Origin of the sequence: Ramlibacter monticola (genome assembly GCF_016722785.1) — a bacterium.
Classification (GTDB): Bacteria; Pseudomonadota; Gammaproteobacteria; order Burkholderiales; family Burkholderiaceae_C; genus Ramlibacter; species Ramlibacter monticola.
The window spans coordinates 132716-148462 of sequence record NZ_JAEQNE010000007.1 but is presented as its reverse complement, the minus strand read 5'-3'; the positions used below and the strand labels follow the sequence as shown (position 1 = coordinate 148462).

15 protein-coding genes are annotated in these 15747 nt (G+C 70.3%); 4 read left to right on the top strand and 11 right to left on the bottom strand.

Going from position 1 to position 15747, the window contains the following annotated elements; all coding sequences use genetic code 11:
- Window position 1: 1 nt before the first annotated feature.
- Window positions 2–1246, bottom strand: coding sequence for an LVIVD repeat-containing protein (locus JJ685_RS23295; protein WP_201676752.1), 1245 nt, complete (start codon window positions 1244–1246; stop codon window positions 2–4).
- Between the two features lie 113 nt (window positions 1247–1359).
- Here JJ685_RS23295 and JJ685_RS23290 point away from each other — a divergent pair, with 113 nt between their 5' ends.
- On the top strand, window positions 1360–2343 hold the full coding sequence (locus JJ685_RS23290; protein WP_201676751.1) for a Bug family tripartite tricarboxylate transporter substrate binding protein: 984 nt from the start codon (window positions 1360–1362) through the stop codon (window positions 2341–2343).
- 8 nt (window positions 2344–2351) lie between these two features.
- Window positions 2352–3278, top strand: coding sequence for an NAD(P)-dependent oxidoreductase (locus JJ685_RS30320; RefSeq protein WP_201676750.1), 927 nt, complete (start codon window positions 2352–2354; stop codon window positions 3276–3278).
- On the opposite strand, the gene JJ685_RS23280 is transcribed toward JJ685_RS30320, so the two are convergent.
- A complete protein-coding gene (locus tag JJ685_RS23280) occupies window positions 3229–4020 on the bottom strand; it encodes an NUDIX hydrolase (protein ID WP_201676749.1) in 792 nt (263 codons plus the stop codon). The genes JJ685_RS30320 and JJ685_RS23280 overlap by 50 nt on opposite strands.
- A gap of 4 nt (window positions 4021–4024) precedes the next feature.
- Window positions 4025–5008: a quinone oxidoreductase family protein gene (locus JJ685_RS23275; protein WP_201676748.1), complete on the bottom strand. Its 984-nt coding sequence runs from the start codon at window positions 5006–5008 to the stop codon at window positions 4025–4027.
- Window positions 5009–5121: 113 nt separating this feature from the next.
- On the opposite strand from JJ685_RS23275, the gene JJ685_RS23270 reads away from it, so the two are divergent.
- Window positions 5122–6021, top strand: a complete 900-nt coding sequence (locus JJ685_RS23270; RefSeq protein WP_201676747.1) for a DMT family transporter — start codon at window positions 5122–5124, stop codon at window positions 6019–6021.
- A 147-nt stretch (window positions 6022–6168) separates the two neighbouring features.
- Here JJ685_RS23270 and JJ685_RS23265 read toward each other — a convergent pair whose 3' ends face one another.
- The 7 genes from JJ685_RS23265 to JJ685_RS23235 form a co-directional block, all read right to left on the bottom strand.
- The gene (locus JJ685_RS23265) at window positions 6169–6966 is read right to left on the bottom strand and encodes an SDR family oxidoreductase (protein ID WP_201676746.1); all 798 of its coding nucleotides are present in this window, start codon (window positions 6964–6966) and stop codon (window positions 6169–6171) included.
- Between the two features lie 107 nt (window positions 6967–7073).
- Entirely contained in the window at window positions 7074–8369 is a 1296-nt protein-coding gene (locus tag JJ685_RS23260) for a DUF3422 family protein (RefSeq protein ID WP_201676745.1), read from the bottom strand.
- Between the two features lie 52 nt (window positions 8370–8421).
- A complete protein-coding gene (locus tag JJ685_RS23255) occupies window positions 8422–8877 on the bottom strand; it encodes a hypothetical protein (protein ID WP_201676744.1) in 456 nt (151 codons plus the stop codon).
- Window positions 8878–8969: 92 nt separating this feature from the next.
- Entirely contained in the window at window positions 8970–10481 is a 1512-nt protein-coding gene (locus JJ685_RS23250) for a tripartite tricarboxylate transporter permease (protein ID WP_201676743.1), read from the bottom strand.
- 13 nt (window positions 10482–10494) lie between these two features.
- Window positions 10495–10983: a tripartite tricarboxylate transporter TctB family protein gene (locus JJ685_RS23245; RefSeq protein ID WP_201676742.1), complete on the bottom strand. Its 489-nt coding sequence runs from the start codon at window positions 10981–10983 to the stop codon at window positions 10495–10497.
- 124 nt (window positions 10984–11107) lie between these two features.
- Window positions 11108–12898, bottom strand: a complete 1791-nt coding sequence (locus tag JJ685_RS23240) for a GspE/PulE family protein (RefSeq protein WP_201676741.1) — start codon at window positions 12896–12898, stop codon at window positions 11108–11110.
- Between the two features lie 22 nt (window positions 12899–12920).
- Window positions 12921–13676 carry a spermine/spermidine synthase domain-containing protein gene (locus JJ685_RS23235; RefSeq protein ID WP_330901827.1) on the bottom strand — a complete coding sequence of 252 codons (756 nt, stop codon included), beginning with the start codon at window positions 13674–13676 and terminating at the stop codon, window positions 12921–12923.
- Window positions 13677–13847: 171 nt separating this feature from the next.
- Between JJ685_RS23235 and JJ685_RS23230 the strand changes: the two genes are divergently transcribed.
- Window positions 13848–14819, top strand: coding sequence for a hypothetical protein (locus JJ685_RS23230; RefSeq protein ID WP_201676740.1), 972 nt, complete (start codon window positions 13848–13850; stop codon window positions 14817–14819).
- Here JJ685_RS23230 and JJ685_RS23225 read toward each other — a convergent pair.
- Window positions 14816–15634, bottom strand: coding sequence for a TatD family hydrolase (locus JJ685_RS23225; RefSeq protein ID WP_236599220.1), 819 nt, complete (start codon window positions 15632–15634; stop codon window positions 14816–14818). The genes JJ685_RS23230 and JJ685_RS23225 overlap by 4 nt on opposite strands.
- Window positions 15635–15747: the final 113 nt, after the last annotated feature.

Below are 15747 nucleotides of genomic sequence, written 5' to 3'. Positions count from 1 at the left end.
CTCAGACGTCGAGCTCCAGGACGTAGAGCCCGCCGGTGAAGCGGTCCACGGTGTACACGATGCGGCGTTCGTCCACGTACACGTCGTTGAGCTGCACGGCGCCCGCCGGCGACAGCCGCGGCGCACCCGGCACGAAGTACGCGATCTCCTCCACGCGGTAGGGATTGCTGGTGTCGTACACGCGCACGCCGGCGTTGAAGAAGGTGCCGACGATGAGGGTGTCGGAGCGGAAGGAGGCCGGCCCCGGGAGGTTCTCGTGCAGGTTGTGGGCGCCGAAGCGGCCGCCACGGCGCGCGAACGCTTCGTAGGGCGGGGCGGGGAAGGTGCCGATCGGCACCGGGTTGGCCTCGTTGCGCGCATCGACCACCCACACCAGCTTGGGCCAGTCGGCGCCGTCGTCCTGCACGCACTCGTCGCTCACGATCCAGAGCTGGCGCTCGAACAGGGGCAGCACCGTGTGCGTGAAGCCGTTGAAGGGCGGCGAGGGATTCCAGTGCGACACCACCTGGATCCGCGAGGGATCCGCGATGGCCAGCACGAAGGCGCCGCCATCGATGTAGCCGACGTAGGCGCGGTCCGGCCGCTCGGGGAACACGTTGGTGTTGTGGGCGCGAAAGCCCATGTCGAACTTCTTCGCCAGCCGCGCCGGCGCCGGCGCCTCGTCGCCTTCGCGCGTGCCGGGATACCACCAGCGCCCCGCCTCCACCGGCTTCGCCGGGTCGGACACATCGAGGATGCGGTAGAACTGGTCGTCGAGCGGATTGCGCGGGGTGAAGTCCGGCGCGCCGGACGCCATGTGGATGGTCCTGCCGTCGACGAACCACAGCGCGTGCACGCCGCGCGAGTGCGGCCCGGAGCAGTCGAAGTGCGAGACGAGCTTCGGCTCTTCGGGCCGGCTCACGTCGAACAGGTCCACACCCGCGGGCGCGAGCCCCACCGTGCTGGTCTGATACGCCACCGCCAGGAGATCGCCCACCAGGTCCAGCGAATTGGACCGCATCCTCGTGTGCGGCAGTTCGGTCTGCACGACCAGCCGCGGCGCGCGCGGATCGGTCACGTCGACGCCGGAGAAGTTCTTGGGCGCCGACTCGTGCGCCAGCCACAGGATGCGCCGGCCGTCGCGGGTGAGCTGCAGAGCCATGCCCTCGCCGATCCCGCCGTGGCCTTGCAGCTCGTGCTGCGCGAGCAGCTTCATGTTGAGCGACAGCGTCTGGTCGGCGCGGGCGCCCGGAGCGGTGTGCAGCATGCGGGAAAGTACGCAAGTACCGTGGAACGATCGATCTTAGAGTCGATCGCGACGTGGCGCCACGCCGTGTTTTCCCCGGTCGGGTCGCACGCCATTCCGAAAGGAGTGATCCGATGAGACCCGCGTCCCGCCGTGATGCCCATCGATTCCTGCTGGCCCTGGCGTGCGCCGGCCTCGCCCCCCTGGCGGCCCAGGCGCAGAGCTTCCCGAACAAGCCCGTGCACCTGGTGGTCACCTATCCCGCCGGCGGCAGCTCCGACCTGATGGCCCGCATCATGGGCCAGAAACTGCAGGACCTCTGGGGCCAGCCGGTGTTGATCGAGAGCAAGCCCGGCGCGGCCGGTTCGATCGGCATGGAATACGCCGCGCGCCAGCCGGCCGACGGCTACACCTTCGTGGTCGGCAACCTCGGCCCGGTGGCGGTCAACCCGCTCATCAGCAAGGTGCCCTACAGCATCGAGAAGGACTTCGTGCCGGTGGCGCTCACGGCCGTCGGCGCCAACATCCTCGTGGTGCCGGCGAACTCGCCGTACAAGTCGCTGCAGGAGATCCTCGCCGCCGCGCGGGCGAAGCCCGGCCAGGTCAGCTTCGGCACCAGCGGCCCGGGCAGCATGGCGCATCTCGGCGGCGAGCTGATCATGCGGCAGGCCAGGGTGAAGATGAACGGCATCAACTACAAGGGCGGCGGCCAGGCGGTGAACGACCTGCTGGCGGGCCACATCGACATGATGGTGGCCGACGCGCTGCCGGTCTCGCAGTTCATCAAGACCAGCAGGCTGCGCCCGATCGCCATCACCAGCGGCACGCGCTCGAAGATGTTCCCCGAGATCCCGACCTTCGCCGAGGCGGGCTTGCCGGGCATCGTGGCCGAGAACTGGTGGGGCGTGTTCCTGCCCGCCGGCACGCCGAAGGCCGTCGTCGACAGCTACCACGCCGCGCTGGTGAAGATCATGGCCGACCCCGAGCTCAAGGCGAAGTTCGCCGACCTCGGCGTCGAAGCGCAGGCCAGCACGCAGGACGAGTTCCGCACCTTCCTCGCCGCCGAGGTCAACAAGTACTCGAAGCTGGTGGCGGACAACAACATCAAGGGCGAGTGAAGGTCCGCGTGCGCACCGCCGTCGGCGTCGTCGGCCTCGGCATCATGGGTTCGGCCATCTCGGCCAACCTGGTGCAGGGCGGCTTCGCGGTCCATGGCAGCGATCCCGACGAGAAGGCCCGGCGCACGCTGGTCGAGGCCGGCGGAACCGCCTGCACCAGCGCGACGGAAGTCGCGCGCGAGGCCCGCTTCATCGTCCTGTCGCTGCCCAGCGAAGCCGCGCTGGACGTCGTGGTGGACGAACTGGTCGACGCCGGCGTGCGCGGCCTGCTGGTGGCCGAGACCAGCACGCTGCCCGAGGCGGCCAAGCGGCGCGCGCACGAGCGTCTCGCGGGCCACGGCATCACCCTGCTGGACTGCCCCCTTTCCGGCACCGGCGCGCAGGCCGTGAACCGCGACCTCGCCGTCTATGCGAGCGGCGACGCCGCGGCGATCGAGGCCTTCTCGCCCGTGTTCGAGGGCTTCGCGCGCGTGCGCTACGACGTCGGCGAATTCGGCAACGGCATGCGCATGAAGCTGGTGGCCAACCTGCTGGTGGCGATCCACAACGTGTCCACCGCCGAGGCGATCCTGATGGGAGCGCGCGCGGGGCTCGACCCGGCGCAGATCGTCCGGGTGGTGGCCGATGGCGCCGGCGGCTCGCGCATGTTCCAGGTCCGCGGCCCGGTGATGGTGGACCGCGGCTGGGACAAGGCCACCATGAAGGTGGCGACCTGGCAGAAGGACATGCGGCTGATCAACGAGCAGCTGCAGGCCACCGACACGCCCGCGCCCCTGTTCGCCGCCTGCATGCCGATCTACAACGCCGCGATGGCGCTGGGGCATGGCGATGCCGATACGGCGGCGGTGTATGCCGTGCTCGAACAGCTGGTGGGCGGCGCGCCGGCTAAGGATCCCCGAACGCCGCCACCATCACCAGCGAAGCGTCGATCGTGAAGCCCTCGCCTTCCAGCAGGGACTCCACTTCGGCCGGCGCCATGCACCGGAAATCCGCCACCTCGCCATCCTGGTTGGCAGGCTCCACCCCGGCCGGCAGCGTGCACGCATACCAGTCGATGAACTCGACGACATAGCCGTGCGCCAGCTCGCGGAAGGGCCGCCGCGTCAGCAGCCGCCCGCCATGGCGCAAGCCCTGCACCTGCGCCAGCCGCAGCCCCGCCTCCTCCCAGGTCTCGCGCGCGAGCGCCTCGTCCTGCGAATCGCTCGCGGGCACGAGGCCGCCCACCAGCGTGTCCCACAGTCCCGGATCGGTCGGCTTGTCGAAGGCCCGTTGCTGCACCCAGTGGCCGCCCCGCGGGTCCGTCGCGACGAGGTGCACGGCGTGGGTGGCGATGCCCAGCGGGCGCACCAGGGCGCGCTCGACGGTGCCCAGCAGCGCGCCCGCCTCGTTGCGCACCGCGATCTGCTCGTCGCGCCAGGTGTGGGCCAGCCCCTTGTCGCGCAGCACGAACGCGATCTGCGCGAGCGAAGGCGTCAGCTCGCCCGGGATCTCCCAGGCGCCGCCCCGGGACACCAGCAAGGGGTCGCCCTCCAGCCCGGCGCGCAGGAACAGGTCCGGCTCGACCGAGCCGATGCGCTGGCCGCGCCAGGCGAGCGGCACGCGCGCGTGCCGCGGCACGCAGTCGGCCGCGTCGCGCAGGTGCGCGCGCCATGCCGCGCCGAGCCGCAGCGCGCCCACCGCGTCAGACGGTGAGGATCGTGCAGCCGGTGGTCTTGCGCGCCTCCAGGGCCTGGTGCGCCTCCCGCACCTGCGCCAGCGGGAAGCGCTGGTCGATGCGGATCTGCACCTTGCCGCCGGTCACGGCCGCGAACAGGTCGTCCGCCATCTCCTGCGTGGACTCGCGCGTGGCGATGTGCGTGAACAGCGTCTGGCGCGTGACGTACAGGGAACCCTTGTTCCCGAGGATGCCGGGCGCGAACGGCGGCACCGGGCCGGAGGCGTTGCCGAAGCTCGCCATCAGGCCGAAGGGCCGCAGGCAGTCGAGCGACTTGTCCCAGGTGTCCTTGCCGACCGAGTCGTAGACCACCTTCACGCCCTTGCCGCCGGTGATCTCCTTGACCCGGGCAAGGAAGTCTTCCTTGCCGTAGTTGATCATGAACTCGGCGCCGAGCGACTTCGCCAGCGCGCACTTCTCGTCGCTGCCCGCCGTGCCGATCAGGCGCAGGCCCATGGCCTTGGCCCACTGCACGGCGATCAGGCCGACGCCGCCGGCAGCGGCATGGAACAGCACGAAGTCGCCTTCCTTCAGGCCTCCCTGCGGCTGCGTGCGCTTCAGCAGGTACTGCGCGGTGAGGCCCTTGAGCATCATGGCCGCGCCGGTCTCGAAGCTGATGGCATCGGGCAGCTTGACCACGGTCTTCGCCGGCATCACGCGCTCTTCCGAATAGGAGCCGGGCGGATGGCTGGCGTAGGCCGCGCGGTCGCCGGCCTTCAGGTGCGTCACGCCCTCGCCCACCGCCTCGACGATGCCCGACGCTTCCATGCCCAGCGTGAGCGGCATGGGCAGCTGGTAGAGGCCCGAGCGCTGGTAGACGTCGATGAAGTTGAGGCCGACCGCCTTGTGGCGGATGCGGATCTCGCCCGCCGCGGGCTGGCCCACCTCGACGTCGACCAGTTCCATCTGCTCGGGGCCGCCGTTCTGGCGGATGCGGACTGCCTTGACCATGGCGTGTCTCCTTGTGCTTGCCTGGATTCGAATGCCGCGCATGGTGCCACGAATCCGTCAGCGCCGCCTCAGCGCGCGCGCAGGCCTCCGGCGTAAAGTCGCGGCCTCGCCCCATGCCGCCGCGCCTCACCCTTTCGACCGCCCTGCTGCTCACCCTCCCGCCCATGCTGTGGGCGGGCAACGCCGTGGTGGGGCGGATGGTGACGCCCCTGGTGCCGCCGCTCACGCTCAACTTCCTGCGCTGGGCCATCGCCTTCCTTCTGCTGCTGCCCTTCGGCTGGCGGCTGCTGCGCGCCAGCAGCCCGATCTGGCCGCGCATGCGCCGCTACGCGGTGCTGGGCCTGCTCGGCATCGGCTGCTACAACGCGCTGCAGTACCAGGCGGTGAAGACCTCGACGCCGATCAACGTGACGCTGGTCGCGGCCAGCATCCCGTTCTTCATGCTGGCCGTGGGGGCGCTGTTCTTCGGCCAGCGCATCACCGGCCGGCAGATGACGGGCGCGGCGCTCTCGATCGCCGGCGTGCTGGTCGTGCTGTGCCGCGGCGACGCGGCGCAGCTCGCCCACGTGCACTTCGTGGCGGGCGACCTCTTCATGCTGCTGGCCACCGCCGCGTGGGCGCTCTACAGCTGGCTGCTCACCCGGCCCGGGGACCCGCCGGAGGTGCGTTCCCACTGGGCAGGCATCCTGGTCGCGCAGATGGTGCCCGGGGTCGCGTGGTCGGCGCTGTTCGCCGCCAGCGAAACGCTCCTGGGCGCGCCGCCGATCCAGTGGGGCTGGCCGCTCGCGGCGGCGCTGGCCTACGTGGCGGTGGGCCCCGCGATCCTCGCCTACCGCAGCTGGGGCCTGGGCGTGCAGCGCGTCGGGCCCACGATCGCCGCCTTCTTCTCGAACCTCACGCCGCTGTTCGCGGCGCTGTTCTCGGCGGCCTTCCTGGGCGAGCCGCCGCGCCTGTTCCACGCCCTGGCGTTCGTCCTGATCGTCGCGGGAATCGTGGTGTCGTCGCGGCGGTGAAAACAGGGGAAAACCAAAAGCCGAACGCAGAGGGCGCAAAGGTTACGCAGAGGACGCAGAAAAATCCGTGAAGGATGTCCTTCTGCGTCCTTTGCGCTTCTTTGCGCCCTCTGCGTTCGGCTGTCCGGTTTGGTCCTGCTTTTGGTCTTAGTAAGTGCCCGGGTACGCGCCGCCGTCGATCAGGAAGTTCTGGCCCGTGATGTAGCTCGCCTGCGCGCTGCAGAGGAAGGCGCAGGCGGTGCCGAATTCCTCGGGCGTGCCGAAGCGGCGGGCCGGGATCGTGTTCATGCGCTGCTGGCGCATTTCCTCCACCGTCTTGCCGGTCTTCTTCGCGCTGCCTTCCAGCGTCGTCTTGATCCGGTCGGTGTCGAACACGCCGGGCAGCAGGTTGTTGATCGTCACGTTGCTGGACGCCAGCTTGCTCGTGCGCGCCACGCCGGCAACGAAGCCGGTCAGCCCGCTGCGCGCGCCGTTGGACAGGCCCAGGATGTCGATCGGCGCCTTCACCGCGCTGGACGTGATGTTCACGATGCGCCCGAAGCCGCGTTCGGCCATGCCGTCCACCGTGGCCTTGATCAGTTCGATCGGCGTCAGCATGTTCGCGTCCACGGCCTTGAGCCAGGCCTCGCGGTCCCAGTCGCGGAAGTCGCCGGGCGGCGGCCCGCCGGCATTGGTGACGACGATGTCGTAGTCCTTGCGGAAGGCGAACACCTTGGCGCGGCCTTCGGCCGCGGTGATGTCCACCGCGATCGGTTCGACCTGCGTTCCGTCCGGAACTTCGGGGTCCTTGCGCAGGCGCTCGGCGGCCGCCTGCAGCGCCTCTTCGCCGCGCGCCACGATCACCACGTTCACGCCCTCGCGCGCCAGTGCCTGCGCGCAGCCGTAACCCAGTCCCTTGCTGGCGCCGCAGACCAGCGCCCACTTCCCCGTGATGCCCAGCTTCATACCATGCCCTGCCGTGATGTCAAAAGAAGAACGCATGATACGCATCGCAGGCCGCGTCCTCGCGTTCGCGGCGGCCCCGGCAAGGGCGCGCAGGCGCGTCGCGTCGGCTAAGCCGACTGCGAATGTCCGAGCAGCCGCGTGTGCAGGCGGCGGATCGACCACCACACCGCCCCGGCCACGAAGGGAATGGCGGCGGCGGCGGTCGTTTCCGGGCTGAAGGGCCAGCCCAGCGCCCCGGCGCCCTTGGCGAGGTAGCTGACCAGGCCGACGATGTAGTAGGTGATCGCCGCCACCGACAGGCCTTCCACGGTGGCCTGCAGCTGCAACTGCAGGTCCTGCCGCCGGTTCATGGTCGCCAGCAGGCCCTGGCTGCTTTGCTGCTGTTCGATCTCCACCCGCGTGCGCAGCAGGTTGCTGATGCGCGAGACGCGCTGCGACAGCGCATCCTGCCGCCGCACCGACCAGGCGCAGGTGGCGCGGGCGGGCGACAGGCGCCGCTCGATGAACTCGCCGAGCTTCTGCAGGCCGGGCAGGCGCTGCTCATGGACGTCCTGCAGCCGCTGGTCGACCAGCTCGAAGTACGCGGCACTCGCCGAAAAGCGGGAATGCGTCGCGGCGTAGTTGCTCTCGACCTGCCCCGCCAGGCGCGTGAGGCGGTCCAGCAGCTGCGGCTCCTCGTGGCGGCCGGCCACGCGGATCGCTTCGGCCAGGGAGGCCAGTTCGCTCTCGGCCTGCGCCAGCAGCGCGGCGGACTCGCGGGCCGCCGGCAGCCCCAGCAGGGCCGCCATGCGGTAGGTGTCGATCTCCAGCAGCCGCTGCACCAGCCGGCCGAGCCGGCGCGGCGGCAGGTGGTCCGCCAGCAGCACCATGCGCGACCAGCCGTCGGCATGCAGCTCGAAATCGGTGAACACGCGCGCGTGGCCGTCGGAGACGGAGGAGCCGACCAGCGTCTCCTCGCGCAGCACGTGGCCGGTGAGCACCGTGTCCTCCTGCGACTCGCCCGCCAGCACCCAGAGGTGCAGCGCCGCGAGCACCTGCCCCGGCAGGCCCTCCAGCCAGTCCTGCGGCACGGCCTGCAAGGCGGTGGCCGGTTCCTGCCGGCCGAATCCCGCGGCATCGAAGGGCCGCGAGAAGGTCCAGGCGACGAACTCCGTGTGCAGCTCCCAGCGGATGCGGATCGCGCCCACGTCCAGCCGCACGTGCGTGGTCTGCGCGTCGGGCTGCGGCAGGTGGTGGTCGCGCAGGAGGGCGGCGAGGTGCGCGCGGCTGGCTTCGCGCTGGGCCGCGTCGCCCACCAGCACCAGGTGCGACAGCGCCAGCGGCGCCATCATCGCCTCCGGCGGGCGGGCGTGGATCTCGTTGTGCAGCGCCACCCTTTGCGGGTGGGCCGGAGGGTGGTGCATGGGAGGGGTCTTCGCGGCGGACGCGATCATTGTCGCGGAAAGCGAATGACCTTCAGTAGTCCGCCGAACGGCCCATGGACACGCCCCATCGCATCAGCATCCAGCGCCACTTCGTCACGGCGCGGAAGGCCTGCGTGGCGCCGCTCGCGTCATGCACGGCGCGGCCGGCCACCAGCGACAGCGTGATCGTCCGGGCCGCGTCGGCGCTGGCCGGGCAGGTCCAGTTGCGGCCGTCCTCGATCTGGCAGCCGGTGAAGCGGCCCGAGGGCTCGGGCCGGCCCAGCGTCCAGAACAGCACCTCCTTGCGCCGCGGCAGCGCGCGGAAGCGGAAGCGGTCCGCGGGCGCGAGCCGGCCGGTGCAGGTCTCGCCGCGCCATTCCCCGCTGCAGGCCACCGTGTAGATGGTGGATTCGCCCTGGATGGTCACGAAGTCCGTCAGCCAGGCCCACAGCGCCAGCAGCAGCAGGACGGGGATGAACAGCAGGATGGCGGCCGAATGGTTGCGCACGATGACCGCATGCTAGCGCCTGTCGAGCTATCAGGGAAAGAAAAAAAACGGCCCGCGAGGGGCCGTTTCGGTCTGGCGGGTGACGCCGCAGGTCAGTCTTCGACGAAGGCTTCCTCGCGCTTCGCCTTGATCGAAGGCAGCGCGACGATCACGACCAGGAGCAAGGCGGCCGCGAGCAGGCCCGCCGACAGCGGACGCGTGACCAGCACGCTCCAGTCGCCGCGCGACAGCAGCAGCGCCCGTCGCAGGTTTTCTTCCATCATCGGCCCCAGGATGAATCCGAGCAGCAGCGGCGCCGGCTCGCATCCCAGCTTGATGAACAGGTAGCCGATCACGCCGAAGATCGCGACCATCCAGATGTCGAACACGTTGTTGTTGGTGGAGTAGACCCCGATCGCGCAGAACAGCACGATGGACGGGAACAGCCAGCGATAGGGCACCGTCAGCAGCTTGATCCACATGCCGATCAGCGGCAGGTTCAGGATCACCAGCATCGCGTTGCCGATCCACATCGAGGCGATCAGGCCCCAGAACAGCTGCGGGTTGCTGGTCATCACCTGCGGGCCCGGCTGGATGTTGTGGATGGTCATGGCGCCCACCATCAGCGCCATCACCGCGTTGGGCGGGATGCCCAGCGTCAGCAGCGGGATGAAGGAGGTCTGCGCGCCGGCGTTGTTGGCCGACTCGGGGGCCGCCACGCCGCGGATGTTGCCGCGCCCGAAGGGCACTTCACCGGGCTGGAGCTTGGTCTTCTTCTCCACCGTGTAGGCGGCGAAGGCCGCCAGCAGCGCGCCGCCACCGGGCAGGATGCCCAGCATCGAACCCAGCGCGGTGCCGCGCAGCACCGCGGGCAGCATGCGCTTGAAGTCCTCCAGCGTCGGGAACAGGCCCTGCACCTTGGCCGTGAACACCTCGCGGTGCTCGTCGCTCTTGCCCAGGTTGGAGATGATCTCGCCGTAGCCGAACACGCCCATGGCGATGGTGATGAAGCCGATGCCGTCGGTCAGTTCCGGGATGTCGAAGGAGAAGCGCGCGACGCCGGAGTTCACGTCGGTGCCCACCAGCCCCAGCAGCAGGCCCAGCACGATCATGGCGATCGCCTTGACCAGCGAGCCGGAGGCCAGCACCACGGCGCCGATCAGGCCCAGCACCATCAGCGAGAAGTATTCGGCCGGGCCGAACTTGAAGGCGACTTCCGTCAGCGGGGCGGCGAAGGCGGCCAGGATCAGCGTGCCGACGCAGCCGGCAAAGAACGAGCCGAGGCCGGCCGCGGCCAGCGCGGGGCCGGCTCGGCCCTGGCGGGCCATCTGGTAGCCGTCGATCACTGTCACCACGGAGGACGACTCGCCCGGCAGGTTCACCAGGATGGCCGTGGTGGAGCCGCCGTACTGCGCGCCGTAGTAGATGCCGGCCAGCATGATGAGGGCCGACACCGGCGGCAGCGCATAGGTCGCCGGCAGCAGCATGGCGATGGTCGCCACGGGGCCGATGCCGGGCAGCACGCCGATCAGCGTGCCGAGCAGGCAGCCGATGAAGGCGTACAGCAGGTTGATCGGCGTGAAGGCGACGCCGAAGCCCAGGGAGAGGTTGGCAATGAGATCCATATCGTTCTTCCTCTCAGCCGCTGATGAAGCTCGGCCAGACCGGGAACTGCAGTTTCAGCAGGACGATGAAGGCCAGGTAGCTGCCGATGGCCAGGATGGTCGCCAGGATCGCCACTTCCTTGTTCTTGTGCTCGTCGCCGGCCATGCTGGCGATGAAGGTCAGCGCGTAGATGGCGACGATCAGGCCCATGGCGGGGATGCCGATCTTGGGCAGGCCCGCGAGCAGGATGCCGAAGACGAGGTTGGCGCCGATGATGAAGCCCAGGGGCTTCCAGGCCCACGTGCCGATCGGCTCGCCGTCTTCCGTCTCGACCACCATGGCCTCGAACGTGATGAAGAGGCCGATCAGGGTGAGCAGGATCCCGAGCATCAGCGGGAAATAGCCGGGGCCCATGCGGGCGCCTTCACCGATCGTGTAGTTGGTGGCGCCCCATGCGAATGCGACGCCGGTGGCCATGAACATGAGCCCGGACCAGAAATCCTTCTGGCTCTTGATTTTCATGTTGTCTCCTGAGACGGGATTTGCGACCGGCGGATTGTGGAGGATGGAGGGGCCGCCCTCGATGTGGGTTCCACCTACAACCCGTTACGGGGCTGTTGCCGAGGAGACAGCCGCGACGCGGCGCTCACTCCATCGAAGGTGTCGCCGTCAGGACTTCTTCCAGCGTGGTCAGGCCCTCGGCCACGCGCAGCGCGCCGGCCAGCCGCAGTGGGCGCATGCCATCCGCCACGGCCAGGCGGCGCAGTGCCGGCGCCGCCGGGTCGCGCATCACCTGCTCCTTGAAGGCTTCGCCGACCGTCAGCAGTTCGTACAGCCCCATGCGGCCCAGGAAGCCCGTCATGCGGCAGTCGACGCAGCCCACGGCGCGGTACGGCTGCGAAGTGCCGGTGAGCTTCCAGGGCTTCACCACCTCGGCCAGCGCGCTGCGCGGGGTTTCGGTGTCCGGGGCGCGGCACTGGGGGCAGAGGGTGCGCACCAGCCGCTGGGCCAGCACGCCGATCACGGTGGCATTGATCAGGTAGCCCGGCACGCCGAGTTCCATCAGCCGGGTGATGGCCGAGGGAGCGTCGTTGGTGTGCAGGGTCGAGAACACGAGGTGCCCGGTGAGGGCCGCCTGCACCGCCATTTCCGCGGTGGTGAGGTCGCGGATCTCGCCCACCATGATGATGTCGGGGTCCTGCCGCATCAGCGCCCGCAGGCCCTCGGCGAAGCCGAAGTCCAGCTGGGCCTGCACCTGCGTCTGGTTGAAGGACGGCTCGATCATCTCGATCGGGTCCTCCACGGTGCTGACGTTGACCTCCTCGGTCGCCAGCCGCTTCAACGTCGAATAGAGGGTGGTCGTCTTGCCGGAGCCGGTCGGGCCGGTGACCAGGACGATCCCGTGCGGGCGCTTCACCAGCCCTTCCCAGCGCTGCGCGTCGTGCGCCGAGAAGCCCAGCGCGTCGAGGTCCTTGACCGTGGTGTCGGGGTCGAAGATCCGCATCACCATCTTCTCGCCGAAGGCCGTGGGCAGCGTCGACAGGCGCATCTCCACCTCGTCGCCGCGCGGGTTGCGGGTCTTGATCCGGCCGTCCTGCGGGCGGCGCTTCTCCACCACGTCCATGCGACCGAGCAGCTTGATGCGCGCCGTCATCGCGTTCAGCACCGCCGGCGGCATCTGGTAGACCGGGTGCAGCACGCCGTCGATGCGGAAGCGGATCACGCCCTGCTCGCGTCGCGGCTCCAGGTGGATGTCGCTCGCGCGCTGGTCGAAGGCGTACTGCCACAGCCAGTCCACCACCTGCACCACGCTCTGGTCGTTGGCATCGAGCTGGCGGTTGGACTTGCCCAGTTCGACCAGCTGCTCGAAGCTGCCCGCGCCCGCGTTGCCGCCGGCGCGCTGGGCCGCGCGCACCGACTTCGCCAGGGCGAAGAATTCCGCCGTGTAGCGCAGGATCTCCTGCGGGTTGGCGACCACGCGGCGCACCGTGCGGCGCGACTGCCGCTCGACCTCGTCCACCCAGTCGGTCACGAAGGGTTCGGCGGTGGCCACCACCACCTCGGTCGGCGTGACCTGCACCGGCAGCACGTGGTGGCGCTCGGCATAGCCGGCGCTCATGGTGTCGGCCACCTTGGCCACGTCGACCTTCAGCGGGTCGATGCGCAGGTAGTCGAGCTGGGCGCGCGTGGCGAGGTACTGGGTCAGGGCCTCGATGTCCAGCGGCTTGCCGTCCGCGGCGCGGGTCATCGCGACGGCCGCCAGCCGCACCAGCGGGTGCTGCGCGCTCTCCGCGTGGGAGCAGCGGGCGATGGTGCGGCGGGCCTCCTCGTGGCCGATCACGCCGTCCTCGCTGAGCCACTCCACCATCTGGCGCCAGTGCACCGGGCCGTGCGGCGCCGTGCGGGCGGAGATCTTCAGCTTCGGATGCGCGGTCATGCGGCAATGGTAGCCGCCGGGGTCAGGTGCTCGGCTTGAAAACGCGCAGCCACTTGCGCGCCGGCAGGCCCCAGCGTGTTTCGATCACGTCCGCGCGCGCCGCGAGCTCGCCGCGTGCGGGCCGCACCGGCTCGCGCAGCGCCAGCACCACGGTGTTGCCCTCGCGCGTCGGCCGGAAGGCCCACACCGCCTCGGCGCCGAACGCGCCCTGGATCCGCTTCAGGCTGCGCTCGTAGCTGGAGGCGCGCCCGAACAGGTTGACGGTCATGCAGCCGTCCTCGGTCAGGAGCGAGCGGCAGTGGCGGTAGAACTCCTCGCTATCCAGCACGGGCGCGGCCGCTTCGTGGTCGTAGAGGTCGACCTGCAGCGCGTCGACCTGGCCGCGCCAGTGTTCGTGGGCGACGACTTCCGCGGCGTCCCCCAGGATCACGGACAGGCGCGAATCGTCCCGGGGCAGCTTGAACCACAGCCGGCAGGCGGCGATCACCTGCGGGTTCAGCTCGATGGCCGTGGTCTTCATGCGCATCCGGCGATGGCAGAACTTGGTCAGCGCGGCTGCCCCCAGCCCGAGCTGCATCGCATGCCGCTTCGAGACCCCGGGGGGGTCCACGAACAGCAGCCAGGCCATCATGCGCTGCACGTACTCCAGCTCGATCTCGAAGGGCTCGTCGAGCCGCATCGAGCCCTGGATCCATTCGGTGCCGAGGTGCAGGTAGCGGGTATCGCCCTCGTCGGAGAAGTTGACTTCGGGGAGCTGGTGGGGCGCGGAGGATTTCACGGCCGCGCATTATCCCCGCACGCCCCGTAAGGCCGTTCGGGCCCGCGCGGGGCCCGGTCGTCGCGCCGCTGCGGCCGGAACGCCACGCCGCCCACCCTCGGTGAGCGAAGTCACTTACGCGGGACCGCGAAGGTTACAGAATGTTGATATCCGGGTTTTCCCGAACCAGCAATGACCCAACTGATGCCGATCCCCCGCTCCAGCAAGCTCGAAGGACTGCCCGACCCGGTGCGGCGCGCCAGCCGCACCGCGGCCCTGCGGGAGGCGGCGAACTCCGTGGCCACGCCGACGCGTTCGCCCTCCTCGCTGGCCGCCGCCGCCCAGCAGGTGCTGCACTCCCTGACCGGCAAGCGGGTGCCGCGGCTGGGCAGCCTGCGCGAGCGGCTGCAGCAATCCGAGGCGACCTGGAGCCCCGCGGAACTGGATCGCGCGCTGCACGCGCTGCAGGAGGCGAGTGCGGCCGTGGATTTCCTGCCGCCCCGCGGCGGCGCCTTCCCGCTGGCCGAGTTCCACCGGCAGTGCGCCGCGGTCGGCGCGGCGGCGCGCCGGCTCGCCACGACGGCCCTGCACTTCATCGGCCGCCATGCCGTCGATGCCTCCACCACGCGCATGCTGTGGGCGGAGCTGCTGATGGAGTCCCGCTCCATCCACAAGCGGGTGCGCCACGGACTGGCGTGGTTGCGCAACATGGAGCAGGAGCTGGCCCTCCGCCGCCAGGCGGCGACGGCGCCGGTGTCCCGGCAGGCGCTGCAGGAGCTCGCCCGCCGCGGCGAGGCGCTGCAGGACAAGCTGCACGCGGTGGAGGATTTCTGCGGCGCCGCGCGGGCCGCGCGCTCGCTCGGCACGCAGGTCCTGGACCATCGCGCGGCCCTGTGCCGCCTGCTGCAGGACGAGGTCCGGCCGGCCGGCCTCACGCTGCAGCACCAGCTGCAGGCCATGCAGGAGGTGGCCGAGGCGCGTCCGCCGGAGCCGGCGGAACTGCTGGCCGCCATCGAGGCCCGGCATGCGCTGGAGGTCGCCGTCACCCGCGCAGTCGCCGAGCTGCACCACCTGGAAGCGCTGCAGGCGGAGCTGGACACGCAGCTCGCCTGGATGCAGCAGAAGGCGAAGCCGCTGGCGGAAGCCAGGAGCCCAGGCTCCTAGATCCGCAGCAGGGCGCCCAGCCGCGGCAGCGCCGCGCAGGCATTGCGGCTGGTCACCGCCGCCAGTTCCTCCGCTTCCATGCCCCGCAGCGCGGCCAGCGCCGCGCCGATCGCCGGCAGCTCGCCGGGCTCGTTGCGTCCCTGCGGCGCGCCGCCCGCCCGCTCCTGCGCCGTCCGGTACAGCCAGCGCGGCGGGATGTCCGGCGCATCCGTCTCCAGCACCAGGGCGGTGGCCGGCAGCTCGCGGGCCAGCCGGCGGATCTGCAGCGCGCGCTCGTAGGTGACGGTGCCGCCGAAGCCGAGCCGGAACCCGAGCTTCACGAACTCGCGCGCCTGCTGCTGGCTGCCGTTGAACGCGTGGACGATGCCCCCGACCGGTGCGCGGCGCAGCTCGCGCAGCAGCTGGTCGGCCGAGCGGCGGACGTGCAGCAGCACCGGCAGGCCATGGCGGCGCGCCAGTTGCAGTTGCTCACGATAGAAATGCTCCTGGCGCGCGGCATCGAGGTCCGGCACGAAATAGTCCAGGCCGATCTCGCCCACCGCGACCAGGCGCGGATCGTCGCGCGCCGCCGCCAGCGCGCGGTCGAGCAGCACGAGGTCCCCGTCGCCGGCCGCGCCGGTACATAGAGGATGGATGCCCAGCGCGTAGCTGTCACCATGCCGGTGCGCGAGCTCCCGCACCGCATCAAAGTTGCCCGGAAGCACCGCCGGCAACACGCAGTGCCGCACGCCGGCGGCCCGTGCGCGCTCGCGCACGGCGTCGGTCTCGCCGGCGAATTCACCGGCGTCGAGGTGGCAATGCGTATCTATCCACATAGAGGGTTTCCACATCCACCCCGGATGATGGCGCAAGCCGTGCAGAGCCCGGCAAACCGTGATACCGTGTGCCATCGCCAGGGCTGCATCGGCGTGGCCCGCGAACTTTCCGG